This window comes from Rossellomorea aquimaris (genome assembly GCF_001877785.1).
Classification (GTDB): Bacteria; Bacillota; Bacilli; order Bacillales; family Bacillaceae_B; genus Rossellomorea; species Rossellomorea aquimaris_A.
Map to the genome: position 1 here is coordinate 65,070 of NZ_MINN01000139.1, position 20,985 is coordinate 86,054.

Here is a 20,985-nt window from a genome sequence, read left to right on the forward strand (position 1 = left end):
TTATCATTAAATGGTCTATATTAATTTTCTGTAAAAAATTTTAAGAATATTGGTGGTCTGAGATATGCTCCCGAAACTTTTAAATAAGTTCAAAAACAATAACCGCAAGGGCAATAATCACAAGAATAAGCTTAAAGAGAAGATTACCATCCTTCAAGATGGCGACACCCTTACATTTAATGGGAAACTCTCTAAAGATTACTACAAAGTTGAAGATCTATGGCTGAATTCCCGTTTCAATAGTGAAGATTGGTTCAATGTCTCCGCAAATCAATTATCCGATCAACATCATTTTCAATATCAATTCTCCATCACGGAACTAATAAAAAATGTAAGCTCCAAATATCCCGAAGGCGAGCAGGCTTTCGATTGGTATGTAAAGCTCAGTGTTCCCGTTGTACAGTTAGGTGAAAAGGGTTATCGAGCGATTGAAAATAAAGCCACTTTCACCGAAAAAGATGGTGAGACAATCGCTTCATACATGATCCGCCTGGGACGGTTCACGCATACCGAGCGCGGCCGGCTGGCTTTTGTCGAATACAACGATCAAAAAGGAATCTGCTATTTAACGACAAAAGGGAATCTATCCTTCCTTTTGAATGGAGAGCCTGATACTCCCACTAAAATTCAAATTGATCACGTTTCCGTCAAAAAAGGAGCAATGGACATATCCGGGAAATTGTTCACCCGAAATTCAACGATCCTGCATTCACGGATTGTACTGAAAGGAAGAAACACGAGCAGTGAATTCACCAGCCCCGCAACCGTTGACTGGAACGAGGAGACACGCAACAAATTCGGCTTGAACAGATATGAATATTCCGCCACTCTCGACTTTAATAAAGTCTGCGCCGGAGAAATCCTCAAGGAAGATATTTATGACATCTATCTTGCCCTCAAACTTCATGACAAAATGGAAGAAAAACTAATACGGGTCGGCAGACCGACTTTCCGGTCAAGATATTTCATTAAGGAAACTCATTACACAGCAGGGGAAACGGTATCGATTATCAACCCTTACTACACCTTCAAGGCATCCAATTTGTCGCTGGAAGTATATGAATATGACAGAGAAACATTTACTTATTTAGCGGCAAAACAGAAATTCGCCTGGTTTCATCGATTCATGAACAGAAACAAAGATGTATGGCTTGTTGGTGAAAGACCATATAAAGCGCAGGATACAGGATTCCATTTCTTTAAATACATGAGAGAGAACCATCCTGAAAAAAATGTGTATTACGTAATTGAAAAAGATTCTCCAGAAAGAAAAAACGTCGAGCCATATGGAAATGTCATTAACTTTAAGTCAAAGGAACACGTATGGAATTCCTTGATTGCAACAAAGGTTATTTCATCCCATCATCCCGACTATCTATATCCTGTCCGCACACCGCGGTATAAGCGGATTGTGAAAGCTACAAAGGTCTTTCTGCAGCACGGTGTCATGGGAACAAAGAATATGGTGGCAAACTACGGGAAAAAAGCAGCCGGCTTTGACACAGATCTTTTTCTTGTGAGCTCTGATTTTGAAAAAGACATGATTGTAAATGACTTCGGTTATCATCCAAAAGAAGTATTTGTCACTGGTTTATCAAGATTCGATCAACTGCTGAAAAAGGATGTTGCAAAAAAGGATCAAATCCTGATCATCCCTACGTGGCGCGATTGGATAAATAACGAAGAAAGTTTCCTGGAAAGCGAATATTATGAGCGATACCGAGAGCTTGTTTACCATCCAGAGCTTCACGCTATAGCTGAACGCAACGGGATGGAAATAGTCTTCTGCCTCCACCCGAATATGCAGGCATTCACGAAATATTTCACCGATGCCCCGGTCAAGCTCATTAATCAGGGTGATGTGGATGTCCAGAGGCTATTGAAGGAAAGCACCCTAATGATTACTGATTACTCAAGTGTAGGATTTGACTTCAGCTTCTTAAATAAGCCGATCATCTACTACCAGTTCGACCGTGACCGCTTTATCGGCAAGCGCCGCTCACATTTGGATCTTGATAATGACCTCCCGGGGGCGATTGTAAGAGATGCAGATCATTTACTGGACGCTCTCCGGAAATACGAAGATCAGTCATTCATTATGCCTGCTGAATTCCAGAAAAGGTCGCGGAAATTCCTTAAATATAATGATTTAAAATCTTCTGAGAGAATTTACAATGTCATCAATACAGCGGAAGTCAAAAAGCCGCTGACTGAAAAAATCAGCGAAAATCCGCTTGCAACCGCATTGTTCAATCGGTACCGCCGAAGTAAATGGTATTATCCATCAATGAAGTGGTTTTATGCCGCGGCAAAACGGGTAGTACCTATTGACAGAAATATGATCCTGTTTGAAAGCGGCATCGGAAAACAGTATGCTGACAGCCCTCGTTATATTTACGAAGAAATTGTCAATGAAGGGCTGCCGTTCAAAAAAATCTGGGTATATAACCAGACGATGCCGGTTCGCGATGATGATACCAAACAGATCAAGAGGCTGAGTCCCCAGTATTTCTATTATCTTGCAAAATCAGGTTATTGGGTGAACAACCAAAATTTCCCGACCTACATCAAAAAGCGCAAAGGCACCACCTATCTTCAAACGTGGCACGGTACTCCGTTGAAAAAAATGCTGTTTGATATCGAAAACATCCAGGGCCGCTCTGATGATTATCTTGATCGCGTCCACGGAGCAACACAGCAATGGGATTACCTGGTGTCACCGAGTTCATATGCTACCAAGGCATTCAAAAGTGCATTTAGATACAAAGGAAATATGCTGGAAGTCGGATATCCGCGCAATGATTTATTTTACAAACCAAGTCAAGATGATCTGGCTGAAAAAGTAAAGAACAGATTGGGGATTCCGAAAGATAAAAAAGTTATCCTGTATGCACCAACCTTCCGGGATAATGAGACAACCGGCAAGAATAAGTTCGTCTTTGATATCAAGATGGATCTGCAGCAAATGAAAGAACGCCTGGGTGATGAATATATCATCCTGCTCCGGATGCACGTTGTCATCAGTAACAAACTTACCATTCCGGAAGAACTCAGAACTTTTGTTTACAATGTTTCAAAGTATCCTGAAATCCAGGAACTCAGCTTGATCAGTGATATCCTTATTACGGATTATTCTTCCGTTATGTTCGACTTTGCGAATACAGGTCAGCCTATCCTGTATTTCACTTATGATTTCGAAGAATATAAAAACAATATCCGCGGCTTCTATATGGATTTTGAAGAAGAAGCACCCGGCCCGTTTGTGTATGATACCCAGGAAATTATTGAAGCGGTTGAAAACATCGGACGGGTGAAGCATGATTACCGCGATAAATACCAGGCCTTCCTGGAAAAATACTGTTATCTTGAAGACGGTCAGGCTTCTAAACGAATTGTTGATCAATTTTTCAAGGACTGAATAAAAGGACGAGCTTTCGTCCTTTTCCTTCTTCCATGAAAAAATGATTGAAGAAATCAGAGATTTATTGCAGAATAGTCTAAGACTATGACAAACAGTTTGACCAACCGGCATTCTTGTTTGATAAACCGGGCTGTCTTCAGCCCGTTCTGAAGGAAAGGAATCAATATGAAATCAGCTGTCACAGTGTTTAAAGAACAAATTAGCAGTTTTTATTTGATACAACGACTTTCACTCTATGAACTAAAAAGCTCTAATAAAAATAATTATCTCGGGATGCTCTGGGAAGTGTTGAATCCCGGCATTCAGATCGCGATTTACTGGTTCGTGTTCGGTTACGGACTTAAGAGCGGCGGAGAAGGACGCGGAGAGGTGGACGGTGTTCCGTTCTTCCCTTGGCTTCTTGCGGGGATGGTCGTCTGGTTCTTTATAAACCCGGCGATTGTACAAGCATCCAAATCCATTTATTCGCGTATCAAAATGCTGTCTAAAATGAGCTTTCCATTGAGCGCAATCCCCTCTTATGTCATCATGTCGAAATTCTACCCGCATTTATATTTGACGGGAATTTCAATTTTGATGTTTCAATTTATGGGGTATCCTATCAGTATCTACTATTTGCAGCTGCCGTACTATATGTTTGCGGTCATCGCAGTGATCGTTGCCATCTCCCTGATCACGTCGACGCTTTCCACCATCATCAGGGACGTACAGATGGTCGTGCAATCCGTGGTGAGGATGCTGCTGTATCTCTCCCCCATTCTCTGGAATATGGAAGAGCTGCTGAGTGAAAAGTTAGTGACCATCATGAAAATCAACCCTTTTTATTATATTGTCGAAGGATATAGAAGTGCTCTGCTCGGCCAGGGCTGGTACTTTATCGAGCACATGGAGTATACGCTCTACTTCTGGGCCCTTGTACTGGTATTATTCGCTTTCGGTTCATTCATCCATCTGAAATTCAGAAGACATTTCGTTGATTTTCTATAAGGAAAGAAGAGGATACTATGACCAAATCTGTAATCGTAGAAAAAGTCTCAAAAAAATACAAGCTGTATAATAAGCCTTCCGAGCGAATCCTTGACCTTATTTCACCCAAAAGTTTCGGGGAAGATTTCTACGGACTTCGCAATGTCAGCTTTGAGGCTGATAAAGGAGATATCATTGGATTTGTCGGGGTTAACGGATCCGGTAAATCCACTTTGGCCAATATCCTGGCAGGTATCATCCCGGAAACCTCAGGTAAAGTGGAGGTTCACGGCAAAACCGCATTGATTGCGGTCGCTGCCGGATTGAACAATCAACTGACAGGCCGCGAGAACATAGAGTTGAAATGTCTGATGCTTGGATTCAATAAGAAAGAGATCAAGGAAGTTGAACCTGATATCATCGAGTTTTCAGAGCTTGGGAAGTTTATTGATCAGCCTGTCAAATCCTACTCCAGCGGTATGAAGTCAAGGCTCGGATTTGCTATTTCCGTCCATATCGATCCGGATATCCTGATAATCGATGAAGCACTATCTGTAGGGGATAAAGCATTCGCTGAAAAAAGTCTTGAGAAGATGAATGAATTCAAGGAACGCGGAAAAACAATGTTTTTTGTCAGCCATTCCATCGGCCAGATGAAGAAATTCTGTGAGAAGATCCTTTGGCTGGAGTACGGTGAAGTAAAAGCGTTCGGACCCGTCGATGAAGTCATTCCTCAATACGAGAAATTCTTTAAAGACTATAAAGCGATGTCCAAAGCCGAAAAGAAAAAGTTCAGGGAAGAAGCACTGCGTAAACAAAGTGGTCTTGAACCCGTCACTCAATAAATAAGAAGAAGGACCGCATATGGTTCTTCTTTTTACTATGCAGTGCCCCTAACTAAACAAAGGAGTGAGAATTACGATTGAGAAACCTTCTTCTGCGCATCAAAAGAGGCAAAACCATTAAAAGATTATATAAATTGGCCTTTATCCTTGTTGGAAAATTGCCTGCTAAAAAGAATGTCGTTGTGTTTGAAAGCTTCCTGGGCAAGCAGTACAGCTGCAACCCACGGGCCATTTATGAATATATGAAAAGAAATCACCCTGAATATGAGATGTATTGGAGTATCGATCCACGTTATTCAAATATTTTCAAAGACAAGGGGCTAAACACACTTCCCAGATTCTCGATCCCCTGGCTGTTCAAAATGGCACGTGCGAAATATTGGGTGTCCAACAGCAGGCTGCCCTTGTGGATTCCGAAGCCTGCCCGCACCGTGTATCTGCAGACCTGGCACGGAACCCCTTTAAAGCGGCTTGCAGCCGATATGGATGAAGTGCACATGCCCGGCACGGATACAGAGAAGTATAAACGGAATTTCTTGAATGAATCGAGCAGATGGGATTATCTGATTTCGCCCAACCGCTACTCCTCTGAAATATTCGCGCGGGCGTTCGGCTTCAACAAGAATATGATTGAATCAGGCTATCCAAGAAATGATTATCTGCATAATCATGATGATGCAGAAACGATTGCAGAAATAAAAAAACGTTTGAATCTTCCAAAGGACAAGCAGGTCATACTGTATGCCCCCACTTGGAGGGATAATGAATTTTATTCGGTCGGCAAGTATAAATTCAATCTTAAACTTGATCTGGATAAGATGCAGAAGGAGCTTGGCAATGACTATATCGTCCTTTTGCGGATGCACTATCTTATCGCTGAAAACCTCGATCTAAATGATTATTCCGGATTCGCTTATGATGTTTCCCATCATACGGATATCAGCGAATTATATTTGATTTCCGACCTGCTGATCACGGATTACTCTTCAGTATTCTTTGATTATGCCAACCTTAAGCGCCCGATGATTTTTTATGTATACGATATTGAAAATTACCGGGATTCATTGAGAGGCTTTTATTTTGACTTCGAGGAGCAGGCTCCGGGACCTCTTGTCAAGACAACGGAAGAAGTTATTCACCATGTCAGGAACAAAGACCTGTTTAATCAATCTGATTTTGACTCATTTTATGAGAAGTTCTGTTATCTCGAGAGCGGACAATCAAGTAAACGGGTGGTTGAAGAAGTATTCCAGCCGAACCGGAAGAACTAGAAGTCTGAAAGAAACCTGTGGTAAAACAGGTTTCTTTTTTTGCTCATAATGTTACGTTTTCACTCCAAATATTACACTTATATTTCAAAACGATGTTTATATGCATAAAGAACTACAAAACACACTATAATTCGCGAAAATACTCCCCTATTCCTCTTAATATATGGTAAAATGACAGAAAAATATCCCAAACTAGTACATAAAAGGAGAAAGATTCGTGAAAAAAACTATTGTGTCTTTTGCAGCCACCGCTGTTCTGTCCACCACTTTCGTCTCAACTGCTGCCGCGAACACCCATAAGGTCGAAACGGGTGATTCTCTTTGGTCGATTGCCAGGAAATATGATGTGACTGTTGCCAATCTAAAACAGGTGAACAAGTTGAATTCAGATTTGATTTTTCCGAATCAGGTCCTTAAAGTAGCAGCCGGCCCGGATAATACTCCATCTGCCCCTTCTGCCCCGGCGAAAACTGCACCGGCCAATTCATACACGGTAAAGTCGGGTGATACGCTGATTGCCATTGCGAACGAACATTCCATCACCCTGGGAGAATTGAAAAGCTGGAACAATATTAAAAGTCATTTGATTTATCCCGGACAGAAATTGACCGTTTCAAAGGACGGTTCTCCGGCACCTGCAGAACCATCCGCTCCTAGCCCGGCCCCAAATAAAAAGCCGGCTGAGTCTGCGAACGGTTCTTACACCGTGAAATCCGGTGATACACTGTCCCACATCAGCATCAACTATAATGTCAGCGTATCCGCAATCAAAAAAGCCAACAACCTGAAAAGTGATATGATCTATGTTGGACAGGTGCTTAAGCTTGGAACGTCTCAAGCTGTACAGCCGGAGCAGCCTTCAAAGCCTGCAGAACCGGCTCCGCAACAGGACGGCACTGCTTTCAATGCAGATCAGCTCATTTCGCTCGCTAAAGCACAGCTTGGCAAACCTTACGTATGGGGCGGCTCAACCACTTCAGGTTTCGACTGCAGCGGATATATCTATTATGCATTCAACAAAGCCGGTGTGAAAGTCACCCGTACTTCCAGTGAGGGCTATTATAACCGCTCATTTTATGTGAATAAGCCTGTAGTTGGCGACTTGGTCTTTTTTGAAAATACATATAAAAAAGGCATTTCGCATCTCGGAATTTACGTAGGCGATAATAAGTTCATCCATGCGGGTGACAACGGGGTGGAGATCACAAGCCTGAATAATTCTTATTGGAAATCGAAGTTTGACGGATTTAAGAGATTTTATGAATTGTAATTTGCCAGAGAGCAGAAATCCTTTTGGATTCTGCTTTTTTTTATTTTGAGCTTGCGAACCCGCGTCATTTGTCGTATTTTGAAGAAAAATTTTTGTTCTATGACCCCCATAAACTATATTCCACTTGTTGTTGAATTGTGGTTTAATTAATTGATTTTATTATTTCAATTGATGGAGGATCAGTCCCATGGGGAAAAAATGGTTCAGCAGTTTACTAGTTCTCATGTTGTTTTTCAGTTACAGTCTTTCAGACATTCCAATGGTGAAGGCAGCCGGAGAAGAAATGCCGGTGCTGGATGCCGAAACACTCGAACAATCCATTACGGTCGAGGACGAATTTGAGGGAGGAGAAACCATTCAATGGTATAAGGTTACTCCCTCTGCAGAAGATATCGGGAATTTCACGCACTTCCGGATCAATCTTCAATCACAGGAAGAAGTGACGGTCACCGTATATGCAAGTCTTGATAAGGCAATAGCCAATGAAGCCTTTGACCGCTACAGAGGGTATTCATATTCGGACGAAGCAGCATCCATCGACTTCCCTCTTGCCTGGACCGGCCCTTATTACATAAAGGCAGAATCTTACCCAATGGAAGAGGAAGCTGATGAAGGCGGTGCCCGCGGATCTTATTCGCTTGCATATGAAGGAGTGGCCCTGCCGCCTTCGCACGGGGGTGCAAGTGAAGAATGCCCTGCGGAATTAAGTACTAAAGAGAAAGAGAACGGAAAAGCGATCCTGCAGGATATGCGCACAATACGTGATACCCTTCTTTCAGAAAACACGAAGGGCAAAGAATGGACATCCCTTTACTATAAAGCTGCACCATTCATCTCGGCAAAAATACTATTTAATAAGAAAGCGCGCGAGGAAGTCTATACGAATTTGGACACCTTGAAGAATCTGCTTTCCGATACAGCCGATAACGGGAAGTACAGCAGTTATACCATTTCACCTTCTGAACAGAAAGCTATTCAATCCCTGCACATGCTCGCATATGAGGCAGTGCCTGCAGTGCTCCAGAAACAAATGGGCAAAGCGCTGAACGGGATTGACCTGGAAAAGGTGTCAGGCTCCACCGTTGCCGCGTTGCTGGGGAAAACCGGCCTGATTGAAGCCTCGGCAGCAGCAGAACAGAAGCTGATCGTAAAAGTAAAAGACAACCAATCAGCAAACAAAGTCATTTCAAAGGTCAAATCCTACGGGACGCAATCGGTCAGCATGCTTTCTTCTCAAACCAGCCAGCTGCTTGTTGTCGACTTGAACGATGAAGAAAAAGGTTATCATGCAACTGCCGCTTCAACAGAGAAACAAATTGAAAAGCTCCCGGAAGTCGAGTATGTCGAACCGGTTCAGACATACAGGGCTCTATCGACAGATACCAGCTATCCCTATCAATGGTCTTTAGAAAATCCTGAGATCGAAACCGGGGATATTGGATACGATGCACTGGAGAGTCTCCTGCAAGGAAAGCAGCTCCCTTCCACTATGATCGCGGTCGTGGATACCGGGGTTGACCACAGCCTGGCAGACCTTTCTGACCAGGTTGCTTCTGACAAAGGAAAGAACTTTGTGGACAGAACAGCCGATGCAAGCGATGATAACGGGCACGGAACCCATGTCGCCTCCATCATTGCAGCAAAAGCCAATAACCACTACTCGATTGCCGGGATCAACCCATTTGCTGTAATCCTGCCGGTAAAAGTTCTTGATGCTTCTGGAAGCGGAGACACCGAACAGATCGCTTACGGTATCATGTACGCGGCCGACCAGGGTGCGAAAGTCATTAATCTCAGCTTAGGCGGGCCATACAGCCGTACCATTGAGTATGCGCTTCAATATGCCTCCAAAAAAGGCGCTGTGATCGTGGCAGCAAGCGGAAATGACGGGTTTGAAGAAGTATCTTACCCTGCCTCTTCCAAGTATGCCATTTCGGTCGGATCAACAAATAAATTGAATATCGTTTCGGACTTTTCCAATTACGGGACAGGACTGGATATGGTTGCACCGGGATCTGAAATCCCCGCCCTGCTCCCTGACGGAAATGTATCCTATATGAGCGGGACTTCCATGGCGGCCCCTCATGTCTCAGCCGCTGCCGGACTGCTTTTATCGCAAAAGCCGGGGCTGGCTGCCGGAGAAGTTGAAAAACTGCTCACGGAGACGAGCAGGGATATCGCTTTTGAGGAACTGGATAACCCTATGAATCAATATGAGGAAGATCCCTATCAGTATGAAGAAGAGTATCCGTACCCTGAAGAGGAGCTGCTTCCGGGCTACGACATGGTTTCCGGCTGGGGAAGCCTGAACGCCTTAAGTGCCTACAGCGTTGGGGAGCTCCTGGTAAACGTAAATCCAGTACTGAACAACCAGACAAAGGTAACCGGAAAAGCGAAGACAGGTTCAACTGTTAAAGTAATGAATGGAAGCAAAGTACTGGGAACGGCTGCAGCGAAATCAGGAGCATTCTCTGTGACGATTCCGATCCAGAAAACAGATCAGATTCTAAATGTGACGGTTACCGGCGGCTCTGCAGAAGCGTCCATCCGCAAAGTGGTCGAAAAAGCACCGGATAAACCGAAAGTGAAACGCGTCACCAATAAGGATTCATACGTTTCAGGTAACGCAGCAGCAGGCTTAAAAGTAACCATCAAAAACACATCGAAAAAAGTGATTGCCTCAGGGAAAGTAAATGATGAAGGTTCTTTCAAAATAAAGATTCCTAATCAAAAAGCCGGCACCGTCCTTTATGCAAGTGCAGTCGAAGGTTATAAAGAAAGCACCGAAGTAAAATTAACGGTTGCAGATGCCATTCCTCCAGGTGCCCCTAAAGTGAAGGCGGTAAGCGACAAGAGCACGGTAATGACGGGAACAGGCGAAGCATACGCCTTCATTTCGGCAAAGGTGAAAGGAAAACAGATTGCCTCTGCCAAAGCAAATTCGAAAGGCAGCTTCACATTAAAAATCAAGAAACAAAAAGCCGGTGCGACCATCACCGTCACAGCAAAAGACAAAGCGGGGAATGTCAGCAAAGGAACGAACATCAAAGTCAGCGACAAGACCCCTCCCCCTTCCCCGAAAGTCAATAAAGTGACGAGTAAGGACAAAGTGGTTAAAGGTAAGTCGGAAGCAGGCGCTGCGATCACGGTGAGAGCCAAAAATAAAACGATCGGGACTGGGAAGGCTGATAAGAAGGGATCGTTTTCAGTGAAAATAAAACAGCAGAAAGCAATGTCGGTATTGACGGTAACCGCGAAAGATAAGGCTAAAAACGTAAGCCAAGGTAAAAAAGTCACTGTGAAGAGTAAATAATTCTAAACTAAAAAGGTAAATCCCATTTGCAAGGGATTTACCTTTTTATAATGAAGTTAGTTCTGTTATTTTATTTTTAATGAATTGAATATACTTATCATCCTGCTGCAGTTCAAATACTACCAATGCTTTTTCCATGTACACCTTAGCTTTATCTTTGTCATTTAGTAATTCAAAATTGTAACCGATCTGGTAATGCAGTTCTCCCAAAAGGAACATGGTATCTTTTTCCAAACACCATGAGATTCCATCTTGACAATATTTTATCGATTCTTCTATTTTTTCAGACCTCGTTAACAGTCTTGCGTAATTATAAAAAAATCGAGTTTTAATTGTATAGTCAGACAAATATGGTAAAAGCATAATCCCTTCCCGAATTTCTGTAAATACTTCTTTAGCTTTCATTATATCTTCGTTAAAATAAAACATACCAACGGAAATCAATATCTCTAACTCTCTCTCGGAATAGACTTTATTGTTTTTGTGAGTCAAGTTAATGGCTTCCTGTAATGTGGTTATTGCTTTCTTCACATCTTTATCCAACTCATATTCATATATTCCCTTGTGCCATTTTAATATTTGTAGATTAGCATTGTTTTGTATGAATAACGGGTTCTGTTCTTCTGCTTTCACAATTTGTTTAATATCATTATAGTTAAATGTTCTTCTTGCCTTCTTCAACTGATGACTGACTTCTTGTACATAGTCTAATCTCGGTGTCATGCCGATATCAAAGAAGTAGTTTACATCTACACCTAATTTTTGCGATATTAAATATAAAGTAGAAGCATAAGGAAACACAATCCCTTTTTCAATCTTACTTATTTGAGCTTGTGTACATATTCCCTCAGCTAATTCTTCTTGAGAGATACCAATATTTTTTCTTAATTCTTTAATTTTTTTACCGACTGCATAAAAGTCCATAAAATCCCATCCTTAAAATATGCCTATAGTTATATTTTTGTAAGAAAAAAATCGATTTTCATACATTTGATCGCGAATATCTAGTGAGAAAGTCTCCTCAGGGCTTATTTTATATTTGAAAATTTTTGTTAATATAAGTATTCTTAAACTAATCATATCGAATTTTCATTGATTTGAAAAAGGAGGAAATACCTATGAAAAAGAAATTATTTGCCATTTTAACTACAGCTTTTCTAATCACAGGGTTAACTGCAGTATCATATGGCGGAACGGTTACTCCCCAATCCACAGAATTACCAAATATTCATTAATACCTTCTGCGATTTATCTATACTACGTTTTATTAACTTAACACTTTCATTTTACTGAAAGTGTTTTTGTTTTGACAGGAAAACATTTTATTCTTCTGAGAATATTCCTAAAGTTATATATTTCTTTAAAAAACAGCAGATTCCTCTAATTTAATGCCTGAGATTACTTAATGAAGTCACTGAGCCAAAATACCTCTTTTTACTTATTGTGATAGTATAAAAGTACAATAACAGAAAGGGGGCTTCATGATGAAAGAACTCAACATGAAAGTAAATCCTCTATATTCCGAGGTAGATTTGTCGATACAGTTCCACTTTGAATTTGAACAAGGTGACAGTAAGGTCGGTGAAGCACTGGTTTCTACCTATGCCATCCAAGATCAATCAGAAATGCCCCGCAGCACCAAGGGTATCAGTTACAGAAAGACTTCGAAATGCGCGGTGATCGACCGGTTTGAAGTCATCAACGATTCGGAAAAATTATGTATGAACAAACTCAATCATTTTCTCCAGGTCATCGGGATGAAAGAAGTCCACAGCGGTTACGACCTCTATAAAGAAGCATAAATCATTTGAAGGCCCGTCACTACGGTCGCTTAAAGCGCCGAGTGACGGGCCTTCCTTTAGTTGATGAGTGTATTGATTATGAGCAGGCTCGCAATCCTGCTCGTCATATCCCTGATATCGAGCGTCGGATCGATTTCGACGATGTCCATGGCCTGGACCTTAGGGTGTCTGACTGCTGACTGAACCGCTTCCGATAGCGTGTCCGGATCCATCCCTCCCGGACCGATCGCCGGGCATCCTGGAGCATAAGCCTGATCGAGGACGTCCATGTCGACTGACAGGTAGATGGTGTCCACTTTGGGGTCGAGCTGGTTTAAGGCTGACTCGATCAGTTCTTGAATTGGATGTTGTTTGACGTCCTTCATCGTGTAGACGGTCACACCGTTTTCAATGGCGTAATCATGGTACGCTTTAGCGTTCGCGTAGTTCCGGATGCCGATCTGGATGAGATGCTCCCCTTTAAGATGCCCTTCTTGTATCAATCTCCTGAACGGCGTGCCGTTGGTCGGACCCCCATCCTCTGTGTTCCTGAGGTCATGGTGGGCGTCGAGCTGGATGATGCCGACCGTCCCCTTCGTTTCTTTGATGGCTTTCACGGTTGAGGTGGTGATGGAGTGATCGCCTCCCAGGATGATCGTAAAAGGTGCCGCTTCCGCTTGGGCGATTTCTTTGGTCGATTGATAGATTCGCTGGTGGCACTCTTCGATTGATGTCGGATGCATTGCGATGTCGCCGAAATCGATGATGGTTTTGCCGCTTATGTCCGTTTCTTCCTCGATGTTGTACGTTGTGAAGGAGTTCAGGCATCTTCTCATCGCATCCGGTGCAAAGCTTGCCCCCGAATGGGAAATGGACGGTTTGGAAAGGGGGGCGCCAAGGATGGCGACATCCCCTTTCGCCCCGTCCGTATATGGTGTCAGCAGTTCGGCAGCCTTCGTCGTGTACCGGTCCATGAACTGCGCTTTACCTGCCGGCTTAATGTGTTGAAAGTTGCTCATGCAGCTTCTCCTTGCGGTAGACTATGCGTCCGTTTTTCATGACGGTGTTTGTATGGTTCACCCCGTAGTGATACGGGATGTAATGATAGTTCGGTGCATCCCACAGGACGATATCGGCTTTACGCCCTTCCTTGAGCCTGCCTGCCTGGTCCCCTCTGTTGATGGCAAAGGCAGAGTTGACCGTCACCGCGTTCCAGATCTCTTCAGGCGTCATTTTCAGCTGAAGAGATGCCAGGCTCATGATGAACTGCAGATTCTCGGTCGGCGAGCTGCCCGGGTTGAAGTCGGTGGACAGTGCCACTGCCGCTCCCGCCTCGAGCATGCCGCGTGCATTGGCGAATTTCCCTTTGTTCAGGTAGAAGGATGTACCGGGCAGGAGGACTGCGATGGTGTCCGTCTCTCCCAGTGCCTGAATGCCTTTTTCGGAAGCACCTACCAGGTGGTCCCCGCTCGCCGCGCCGATTTCTGCAGCCATTTCCGTTCCGCCGAGCGGATCGATTTCGTCGGCGTGGATTTTCACGGAGAATCCTTTTTCTTTGGCTGCTTTCAGGAAGCTGCGTGACTGCTCGACCGTGAAGACACCCGTTTCGCAGAAGATGTCTACGAATTCGGCGAGGTCTTCTTTTTCAATGTCTGAGAGCATGTCGAGCATTTCCTGAAGGAATTCATCAGAGCGGTCTTTGTATTCCGGCGGGATTGCGTGCGCCCCGAGGAACGTCGATACAAGATCGGCTGCGTGTTCCCCGTTCAGTTTTTTGGCCACTCTGAGTTGTTTGAGTTCCGTTTCTTTGTCGAGACCGTAGCCGCTTTTTGCTTCGACGGTTGTAACTCCGTATGAAATCATGCGGTCGAGGTGGAAGCGCGCTTTTTTGAGCAGCTCTTCTTCTGAAGCTTCGCGTGTAGCTTCCACTGTAGAAAGGATGCCTCCTCCTCGCTTTAGGATTTCTAAGTATGGGACGCCCTGCTGTTTCAGAGCCATTTCATGTTCGCGCGAGCCGCCGAACACGAGATGAGTGTGCGGATCGACGAGCCCGGGTGTCAAGAGCTTTCCTTCTGCGTCAATGCGCTCTGTTGCTTTGTGTGACTGAGCTTCCTCATGGGTGCCGATCCAGTCGATATGGCCATCCTTGATTCCGATGGCTGCGTTATTAAGCACTGGGAGATCACTCATTTCTTTCCCTTTTAAAGGTCCATCACCGTGGTCCATTGTCAGCAGCTGTCCAATGTTTTCTATAATCATGTCGAATTGTTTCGTCATCAATTATTCTCCTCCTTTTTTCATTGGGATTTGAATGTTATGTTTTTCAGCTGTTCTTTCGGCGATATCATAGCCAGCGTCCGCGTGGCGGATGACGCCCATTCCAGGGTCTGTCGTAAGGACGCGTTCCAAGCGTTCCTGCGCAAGGTCCGTACCGTCCGCTACGACTACCATTCCAGCGTGCAGGGAGTAACCCATACCCACTCCGCCGCCATGGTGGAAGGAAATCCAGGAACCGCCTGCCGCTGTGTTGATCAGCGCGTTCAGGATCGCCCAGTCCCCGACTGCGTCGCTTCCGTCCTTCATGCTTTCGGTTTCACGATTCGGCGATGCGACAGATCCGCAGTCAAGGTGGTCACGGCCGATGACGATCGGCGCTTTGAGTTCTCCTTTTTTAACCAGTTCATTGATGGCAAGCCCCATCTTTACGCGCTCGCCGTAACCGAGCCAGCAGATCCGTGACGGCAGTCCCTGGAACGATACCTGCTCCTGTGCCATGTCGATCCAGCGGTTGAGTGCTTCGTTTTCTGGGAAGAGTTCTTTGATCAGGCGGTCCGTTCTGTAGATGTCTTCCGGGTCTCCTGAAAGTGCTGCCCAGCGGAATGGCCCTTTCCCTTCACAGAATAGCGGGCGGATATAGGCAGGGACGAATCCAGGGAAGTCGAATGCGTTTTCTACCCCTTCATCTTTCGCGACCTGGCGGATGTTGTTTCCGTAGTCGAATACGATGCTGCCGCCTTTTTGGAACTCCAGCATCGCTTCCACATGTTTGGCCATGCTTTTTTGTGACAGCTCCGTGTACTTGGCTGGATTTTCTTTTCTCAGGCGTGCCGCTTCTTCTATGGAGTATCCTTCAGGGACATAGCCGTTGAGCGGATCGTGCGCTGAGGTCTGGTCGGTCACGATGTCGATTTTCACGCCTCTTTTTAAAAGTTCGTGATGGATTTCAGCTGCGTTTCCTAATAGAGCGATGGAGAGTGCTTTCCCTTTGTCCCTTGCTTCGTAAGCCATTGCGACGGCTTCTTCCAACGAGTCCGTCTTCACGTCACAGTACTTCGTATCCAGACGCTTCTGGATGCGTTCTTCATCGACGTCCACCGCGATGACGACCCCGCCGTTCATTGTGACGGCGAGCGGCTGCGCGCCGCCCATGCCCCCAAGGCCTGCTGTGAGGGTGATGGTGCCCTTCAAGGAGTTATTGAAGTGTTTCTTGGCAAGTGCCGCAAACGTCTCGTACGTGCCCTGCAGGATGCCCTGGGTGCCGATGTAGATCCAGCTGCCCGCCGTCATCTGGCCGTACATCATGAGGCCTTTCTGATCGAGCTCGTGGAAATGCTCCCAGTTGGCCCATTTCGGCACGAGTACGGAGTTTGAAAGAAGAACTCTCGGAGCCGCTTTGTGCGTTTTGAAGACGCCGACAGGCTTACCTGATTGGACAAGCATCGTTTCATCGTTTTCCAGGTTTCGGAGCGTGTTGACGATCGCATCGAATGATTCCCAGTTGCGGGCCGCTTTCCCGATGCCGCCGTAAACGACGAGCTCTTCCGGAATCTCTGCCACTTCCGGGTCCAGATTGTTGTAGAGCATGCGGAGGACCGCCTCCTGCTCCCATCCCTTGCACTCTATTTCCGTTCCTTTTTTCACTTGTACGATTCGTTTGTTTGCATTAACCATTAGTCGTTTCCTCCTTTGTTTTCGTGATCGATTTTAGTTGGAATTGTTTAAGCCAGCCTGCTGCTTTTTCTATATCCTTCGAGAAGATCCGGTCCTTCGTGATCGAAGGGACGATTTTTCTCGCTTCTTCATAAAATTTGCGGGTCGCGCTTGCGAGCAGATCCGTGCCCCGGTGCTCGACTGCCTGCAGATTGCAGATCAATTCGACCGCAAGGACTCTTCTTGTATTTTGTAAAATTTGATAGGCGTGGCGAGATCCGATCGTACCCATGCTGACGTGGTCCTCCTGGTTCGCTGATGACGGGATTGAATCGACGCTAGCCGGATGGGCCAGTGTTTTATTTTCAGAAACGAGTGAGGCAGCACAGTATTGCATGATCATCGCGCCTGACTGCAGGCCTGGCTGCGGGCTAAGGAATGCCGGCAGGTCGTTCAGCTGCGGATTGACGAGCCGCTCGATCCGGCGTTCCGAGATGTTCGCGAGTTCGGCGACCGCTATTTTCATAAAGTCCATGGCAAACGCGATCGGCTGGCCGTGGAAGTTCCCGCCGGAGATGACCTTTTCCCCGTTTTCAAAGATCAGCGGATTATCCGTCGCGGCGTTCATCTCGATTTCCAGCTTTTCTTTTACATAATCGAGTGCCTGCCAGGAAGCACCGTGTACCTGCGGGATGCATCTCAGGGAATAGGCGTCCTGCACGCGGATATCCCCCTGCTTTGTCGTCAGTTTACTGTCTTGCAGGTATTCCCTGATCCGCTTCGCCGTTGCGACCTGCTGAGGATAGCCCCTTACTACATGTATATCTTCGTCAAACGCATCCATGATTCCCTGCAGGCCTTCCATTGTCAGGCTGGCGATCATTTCACTTTGAAAGGCGAGCTCCTCCGCTTCCAGGTAGCCGACGACACCCATCGCCGTCATCGCTTGCGTGCCATTGATGAGGGCCAGCCCTTCTTTTGCCTGAAGCTGGATCGGGAAGATGTTTTCTTTGGAGAGTACAGGCAGTGTCTGATGCACTTCTCCTCTGTAGTGGACTTCTCCCTCTCCCATAAGCGCCAGTGCCAGATGGGAAAGAGGTGCAAGGTCTCCGCTTGCCCCGAGCGAGCCCTGCTGCGGGATCACCGGGTGGATTTCTTTATTCAGGAACTCTACCAATCTTTCAACAATGACCGGTCTCACACCGGAATAGCCCTTCAGGAGGGCATTGGCCCTAAGAAGAAGCATCGCCCGTGATACCGTTTCAGGGAACGGATCTCCCACTCCGCACGCATGGGAATGGATGAGATTGAGCTGCAGCTCCTCCACGTCATCGGAATCGATCAGCACATCGCTGAATTTCCCGAAGCCGGTCGTGATCCCGTACACCACGCGCTTCTCCTTCACAATCTTCTCAACCGCTTCACGGCTCTTCTTCACCCGCTCCATGCTCTCCGGGGAGATGACAGCCTCCTCCCCTTCATAAATGATCTTTCTTGCGTCTTCCAGACTCAATGAACCCCCTGATAAAACGACCATGTATATTCACCTCAAGTAGATAATTTTTTTATAAACAGAAAAGGAGACCCGACCCGAAGACAGAGTTCTGCCTTGGGTCGAGCCTCCTTTTGACTGGTTTCTATAGGCTCTTACTACATTAAATTGATTTCTTGAAAAAATACTTGCATTTCGATTCCAGCTGGACTGCTAATTACAGTACTGACTCGTGCTCTTTTCGCCGTCAAGCGAAAACCTGTAAACGGCAGAATTCCCGAAAATACCCAAACCCCGGTATTTTCTAATGTGTAATAATGCATAGTATCCGAAAAGAGCTTAATTAAATATGATTGATGCCTAAACCGATTGTTTCGTGTTCCAATCCTTTGATGGGCGCGCCAATCGTTCCATACAGTGCGACTGCGATCCATTCGCCTTCCTCTTCGCTTTCATAAGGCGTTCCCCTTACGATGGAGAATCGGAGGCCGACCGTCCGGAGGACTTCCCCGATCTGGGTGTGTCCCCTGGTCACCCCCGTGAGGGCTTCCATGGTCGCATGATACAGCGCATGCATTTCACGATAAAGATCTTCTCGTACAAGATCGCTTCTTTTTGCTGCCGTTTCGATGGCAGCGACGATCTTCTGACTGTCCATGGAGCCGATCCTGCCTGTGCAATAGCTCCAGTCCAGTTCATTGAAATGCCGGTTCCACTCGTCTTCTTTCTTGTCCAGAAGCAGGAGCAGCATGGCGTTCTTTCCAATTTTGGTATGATCCAATTTCTCCAAATGGCATTCCTACCTTAACTAGAAAATTCTAAAAATACTAATAACTACTTCTATTGTATGGTGTGCATTCTGATCGGTCAACGGAAAATGTCTTGATTTTAGAAACTTAGAGAGGTAGTTTGGTAGCGTGGTAAAGGGGGTTTTTGCTCACTGCACGGAAAATAGACGCCCCCAGCTTAACAGGTTCGCCTTGATTTTTAATGATTACCGATCTTTGCTTTTTCATTTTCTCTTTTTAAGTTCAAGATTTTTCATAAAGTATGAATCTTCCATCATCGCATTTATGACTGAGATAAGAGAGAATATCAACCCTGTCTCCTTCCCTCAACGTGTCTTTCATGGGAAACCGGGCACGCACATTCAGTTTTCCTTCCCCATCTTGGTTTTCCAGCACGATTTTACAGTCGAGGGGCTTCTGTTCCCTGTCATCTACACGGACAAATTTAAAGGGGATCGAGTGCTTGGAATCGATCGGCACCGCAAACAAAGTGCTGAATCCAACTGTTTCAAGGATTCTGTCGGAGTATAGGATTCCTTCCAATGCATGGGAGAAACCCGGCGGCCTGCTGACCACCACCAGCTGTTTTTTGTACTGCTGGCCTTGGAATAATACGAGGTGTTTTTTGAGTGTTGTTTCAATTTTCCTTGATACGTGGAAATCTTCAAATACTAAAATGAATTCTTTGCTCATTGCTTCCTCCTCTTTATGCTGTATTGTTGACTAGGAATATTTTCCTATAAACTACCATTCGACATTATATTCCTTATTCCTGTAATTTTTTTAAAATTTTTACAAATATAATTGTAAGCGTTCATTTCTAGCGAAAGACCTTACCTATATAGATAATCCGGTCGTTCTCTTTAATAAAGCAGGTTAGCTTATTGCTGCGGGTTGTTCTTGGCTGCGTATGGAAGTGATATAATCCGGAGTGATTTTTGTCGTTTTCTTTGTAGCTGGAAAAGAAATGGATCCGCTTTTTGCCGCAGTTTCCAGCCCTGAAGCAGCTTTTGTTTTTCTTTGAAACTTGAAAACTGATACTCATTGATGAAAAGTCCTTGTTGTTGTCCCACTTTTCATTTTCAGATTCAGTGGTTGAAACGCTTCCTGCAACTATCTTGCTATACTCTTGTCTCTTTATATTCAATCTAATCGCCACCCTTCATTCTTTTACAACAACAAATGACAATATTCTACTTTATCATACTACTGATTTACGTAATTTGGTATAGGTAATTTACTATTTTCCGAATTGAAAGTTAATTAACTTGTTAATCCGTTGATTCATTCACTATGAGCAATTAAAAGGATTATATTGAAGGAAAAGGGATGGTCGGTGAGAAGCTGGGAGTTACATGAGGAGCTGGAGCCATACAGGGAAGCAAGCCGTCTTTATTGTTATACCGGAGATTCGTGATTGACTTCGCTTTTTTAATAAAAAAGCACTCTATACCTTATTGCAGGTTTAGAGTGCTTTTGTGCTTTGTAATGTATATTCAGTTTGCAATTCTTGTTTAAGCCAATTTAACATCTTATCCGCATCCATGTTTCCTTGCTGCCCTTTATCAAATGCTTTCTGCATGACAGAAAGAACATGCTGCTCCTTGCTGATCTTATTCAAAAAAGATAACCTCCTGCAAATTCTGATAGTTTCTACTACATTAATACACTGTCTGACACGAATACAAACATCAATTAATTGATATATTACCATATTTATACATGAAATCATATAGTTATCCTTTAAAAAATATGACTTTTTTACTATATTTATTTTATGTTTATTTCCGATAAAAACCGGGTAAGGTGTTACACTGAGTTGTAAGGTTCTGAATAATGGCAAAATCATCGAAAGGTGATGACGCAAAGCTATAGGGGCTATCCAACGCCAGCCAGCTGCCAAAACCA

At 44.7% G+C, this 20,985-nt stretch carries 14 protein-coding genes, 1 pseudogene and 1 riboswitch; of the genes and pseudogenes, 7 read left to right on the top strand and 8 right to left on the bottom strand.

Annotated features, from left to right (window positions below; genetic code table 11):
• Window positions 1-64: 64 nt before the first annotated feature.
• The 6 genes and pseudogenes from BHE18_RS20410 (at window position 65) to BHE18_RS20435 (ending at window position 11,086) form a co-directional block, all read left to right on the top strand.
• Window positions 65-3,418, top strand: coding sequence for a CDP-glycerol glycerophosphotransferase family protein (locus tag BHE18_RS20410; protein ID WP_071620341.1), 3,354 nt, complete (start codon window positions 65-67; stop codon window positions 3,416-3,418).
• Window positions 3,419-3,586: 168 nt separating this feature from the next.
• Entirely contained in the window at window positions 3,587-4,408 is an 822-nt protein-coding gene (locus BHE18_RS20415; RefSeq protein ID WP_071620342.1) for an ABC transporter permease, read from the top strand.
• Window positions 4,409-4,425: 17 nt separating this feature from the next.
• On the top strand, window positions 4,426-5,232 hold the full coding sequence (gene tagH, locus BHE18_RS20420) for a teichoic acids export ABC transporter ATP-binding subunit TagH (RefSeq protein WP_071620343.1): 807 nt from the start codon (window positions 4,426-4,428) through the stop codon (window positions 5,230-5,232).
• A 104-nt stretch (window positions 5,233-5,336) separates the two neighbouring features.
• Window positions 5,337-6,503 (top strand): annotated as a pseudogene (locus BHE18_RS20425) (CDP-glycerol glycerophosphotransferase family protein); the annotation flags it as partial.
• Between the two features lie 217 nt (window positions 6,504-6,720).
• Window positions 6,721-7,773: a C40 family peptidase gene (locus BHE18_RS20430; RefSeq protein WP_071620345.1), complete on the top strand. Its 1,053-nt coding sequence runs from the start codon at window positions 6,721-6,723 to the stop codon at window positions 7,771-7,773.
• 187 nt (window positions 7,774-7,960) lie between these two features.
• The gene (locus tag BHE18_RS20435) at window positions 7,961-11,086 is read left to right on the top strand and encodes a S8 family peptidase (protein WP_071620346.1); all 3,126 of its coding nucleotides are present in this window, start codon (window positions 7,961-7,963) and stop codon (window positions 11,084-11,086) included.
• A gap of 45 nt (window positions 11,087-11,131) precedes the next feature.
• Here the strand turns inward: BHE18_RS20435 and BHE18_RS20440 are convergent, their stop codons facing one another.
• Window positions 11,132-12,010, bottom strand: coding sequence for a helix-turn-helix domain-containing protein (locus BHE18_RS20440; RefSeq protein ID WP_071620347.1), 879 nt, complete (start codon window positions 12,008-12,010; stop codon window positions 11,132-11,134).
• Between the two features lie 557 nt (window positions 12,011-12,567).
• Between BHE18_RS20440 and BHE18_RS20445 the strand changes: the two genes are divergently transcribed.
• Complete coding sequence (locus tag BHE18_RS20445) at window positions 12,568-12,888, top strand: hypothetical protein (protein ID WP_141771952.1); 321 nt, start codon at window positions 12,568-12,570, stop codon at window positions 12,886-12,888.
• Between the two features lie 56 nt (window positions 12,889-12,944).
• Here the strand turns inward: BHE18_RS20445 and hutG are convergent, their stop codons facing one another.
• The 7 genes from hutG to BHE18_RS23360 form a co-directional block, all read right to left on the bottom strand.
• Window positions 12,945-13,886, bottom strand: a complete 942-nt coding sequence (hutG, locus tag BHE18_RS20450) for a formimidoylglutamase (protein ID WP_071620349.1) — start codon at window positions 13,884-13,886, stop codon at window positions 12,945-12,947.
• A complete protein-coding gene (gene hutI / locus BHE18_RS20455) occupies window positions 13,864-15,144 on the bottom strand; it encodes an imidazolonepropionase (RefSeq protein ID WP_071620428.1) in 1,281 nt (426 codons plus the stop codon). The genes hutG and hutI overlap by 23 nt, the downstream gene beginning before the upstream one ends.
• 3 nt (window positions 15,145-15,147) lie before the next feature.
• A complete protein-coding gene (gene hutU / locus BHE18_RS20460; RefSeq protein WP_071620350.1) occupies window positions 15,148-16,818 on the bottom strand; it encodes a urocanate hydratase in 1,671 nt (556 codons plus the stop codon).
• The gene (gene hutH, locus BHE18_RS20465; protein ID WP_071620351.1) at window positions 16,811-18,334 is read right to left on the bottom strand and encodes a histidine ammonia-lyase; all 1,524 of its coding nucleotides are present in this window, start codon (window positions 18,332-18,334) and stop codon (window positions 16,811-16,813) included. Before hutH ends, hutU begins: the two co-directional genes overlap by 8 nt.
• A gap of 298 nt (window positions 18,335-18,632) precedes the next feature.
• Window positions 18,633-19,079 (bottom strand): hut operon transcriptional regulator HutP, encoded by a 447-nt coding sequence (gene hutP / locus BHE18_RS20470; protein ID WP_328585904.1) that lies wholly within the window; start codon window positions 19,077-19,079, stop codon window positions 18,633-18,635.
• A 241-nt stretch (window positions 19,080-19,320) separates the two neighbouring features.
• Window positions 19,321-19,770 carry a hypothetical protein gene (locus BHE18_RS20475; RefSeq protein ID WP_071620352.1) on the bottom strand — a complete coding sequence of 150 codons (450 nt, stop codon included), beginning with the start codon at window positions 19,768-19,770 and terminating at the stop codon, window positions 19,321-19,323.
• Between the two features lie 772 nt (window positions 19,771-20,542).
• Window positions 20,543-20,698 carry a hypothetical protein gene (locus tag BHE18_RS23360; RefSeq protein ID WP_171910765.1) on the bottom strand — a complete coding sequence of 52 codons (156 nt, stop codon included), beginning with the start codon at window positions 20,696-20,698 and terminating at the stop codon, window positions 20,543-20,545.
• 207 nt (window positions 20,699-20,905) lie between these two features.
• Window positions 20,906-20,981: riboswitch (cyclic di-GMP riboswitch) on the top strand.
• The last annotated feature ends 4 nt before the right edge of the window (window positions 20,982-20,985 follow it).

Excerpts from the sequence above, each read along its gene's own strand:
- BHE18_RS20410 (WP_071620341.1), top strand. The coding sequence starts at position 65 with ATGCTCCCGAAACTTTTAAATAAGTTCAAAAACAATAACCGCAAGGGC.
- BHE18_RS20415 (WP_071620342.1), top strand. The coding sequence starts at position 3,587 with ATGAAATCAGCTGTCACAGTGTTTAAAGAACAAATTAGCAGTTTTTAT.
- tagH (WP_071620343.1), top strand. The coding sequence starts at position 4,426 with ATGACCAAATCTGTAATCGTAGAAAAAGTCTCAAAAAAATACAAGCTG.
- BHE18_RS20435 (WP_071620346.1), top strand. The coding sequence starts at position 7,961 with ATGGGGAAAAAATGGTTCAGCAGTTTACTAGTTCTCATGTTGTTTTTC.
- BHE18_RS20440 (WP_071620347.1), bottom strand. The coding sequence starts at position 12,010 with ATGGACTTTTATGCAGTCGGTAAAAAAATTAAAGAATTAAGAAAAAAT.
- BHE18_RS20445 (WP_141771952.1), top strand. The coding sequence starts at position 12,568 with ATGATGAAAGAACTCAACATGAAAGTAAATCCTCTATATTCCGAGGTA.
- hutG (WP_071620349.1), bottom strand. The coding sequence starts at position 13,886 with ATGAGCAACTTTCAACACATTAAGCCGGCAGGTAAAGCGCAGTTCATG.
- hutI (WP_071620428.1), bottom strand. The coding sequence starts at position 15,144 with ATGACGAAACAATTCGACATGATTATAGAAAACATTGGACAGCTGCTG.
- hutU (WP_071620350.1), bottom strand. The coding sequence starts at position 16,818 with ATGGTTAATGCAAACAAACGAATCGTACAAGTGAAAAAAGGAACGGAA.
- hutH (WP_071620351.1), bottom strand. The coding sequence starts at position 18,334 with ATGGTCGTTTTATCAGGGGGTTCATTGAGTCTGGAAGACGCAAGAAAG.
- BHE18_RS20475 (WP_071620352.1), bottom strand. The coding sequence starts at position 19,770 with ATGAGCAAAGAATTCATTTTAGTATTTGAAGATTTCCACGTATCAAGG.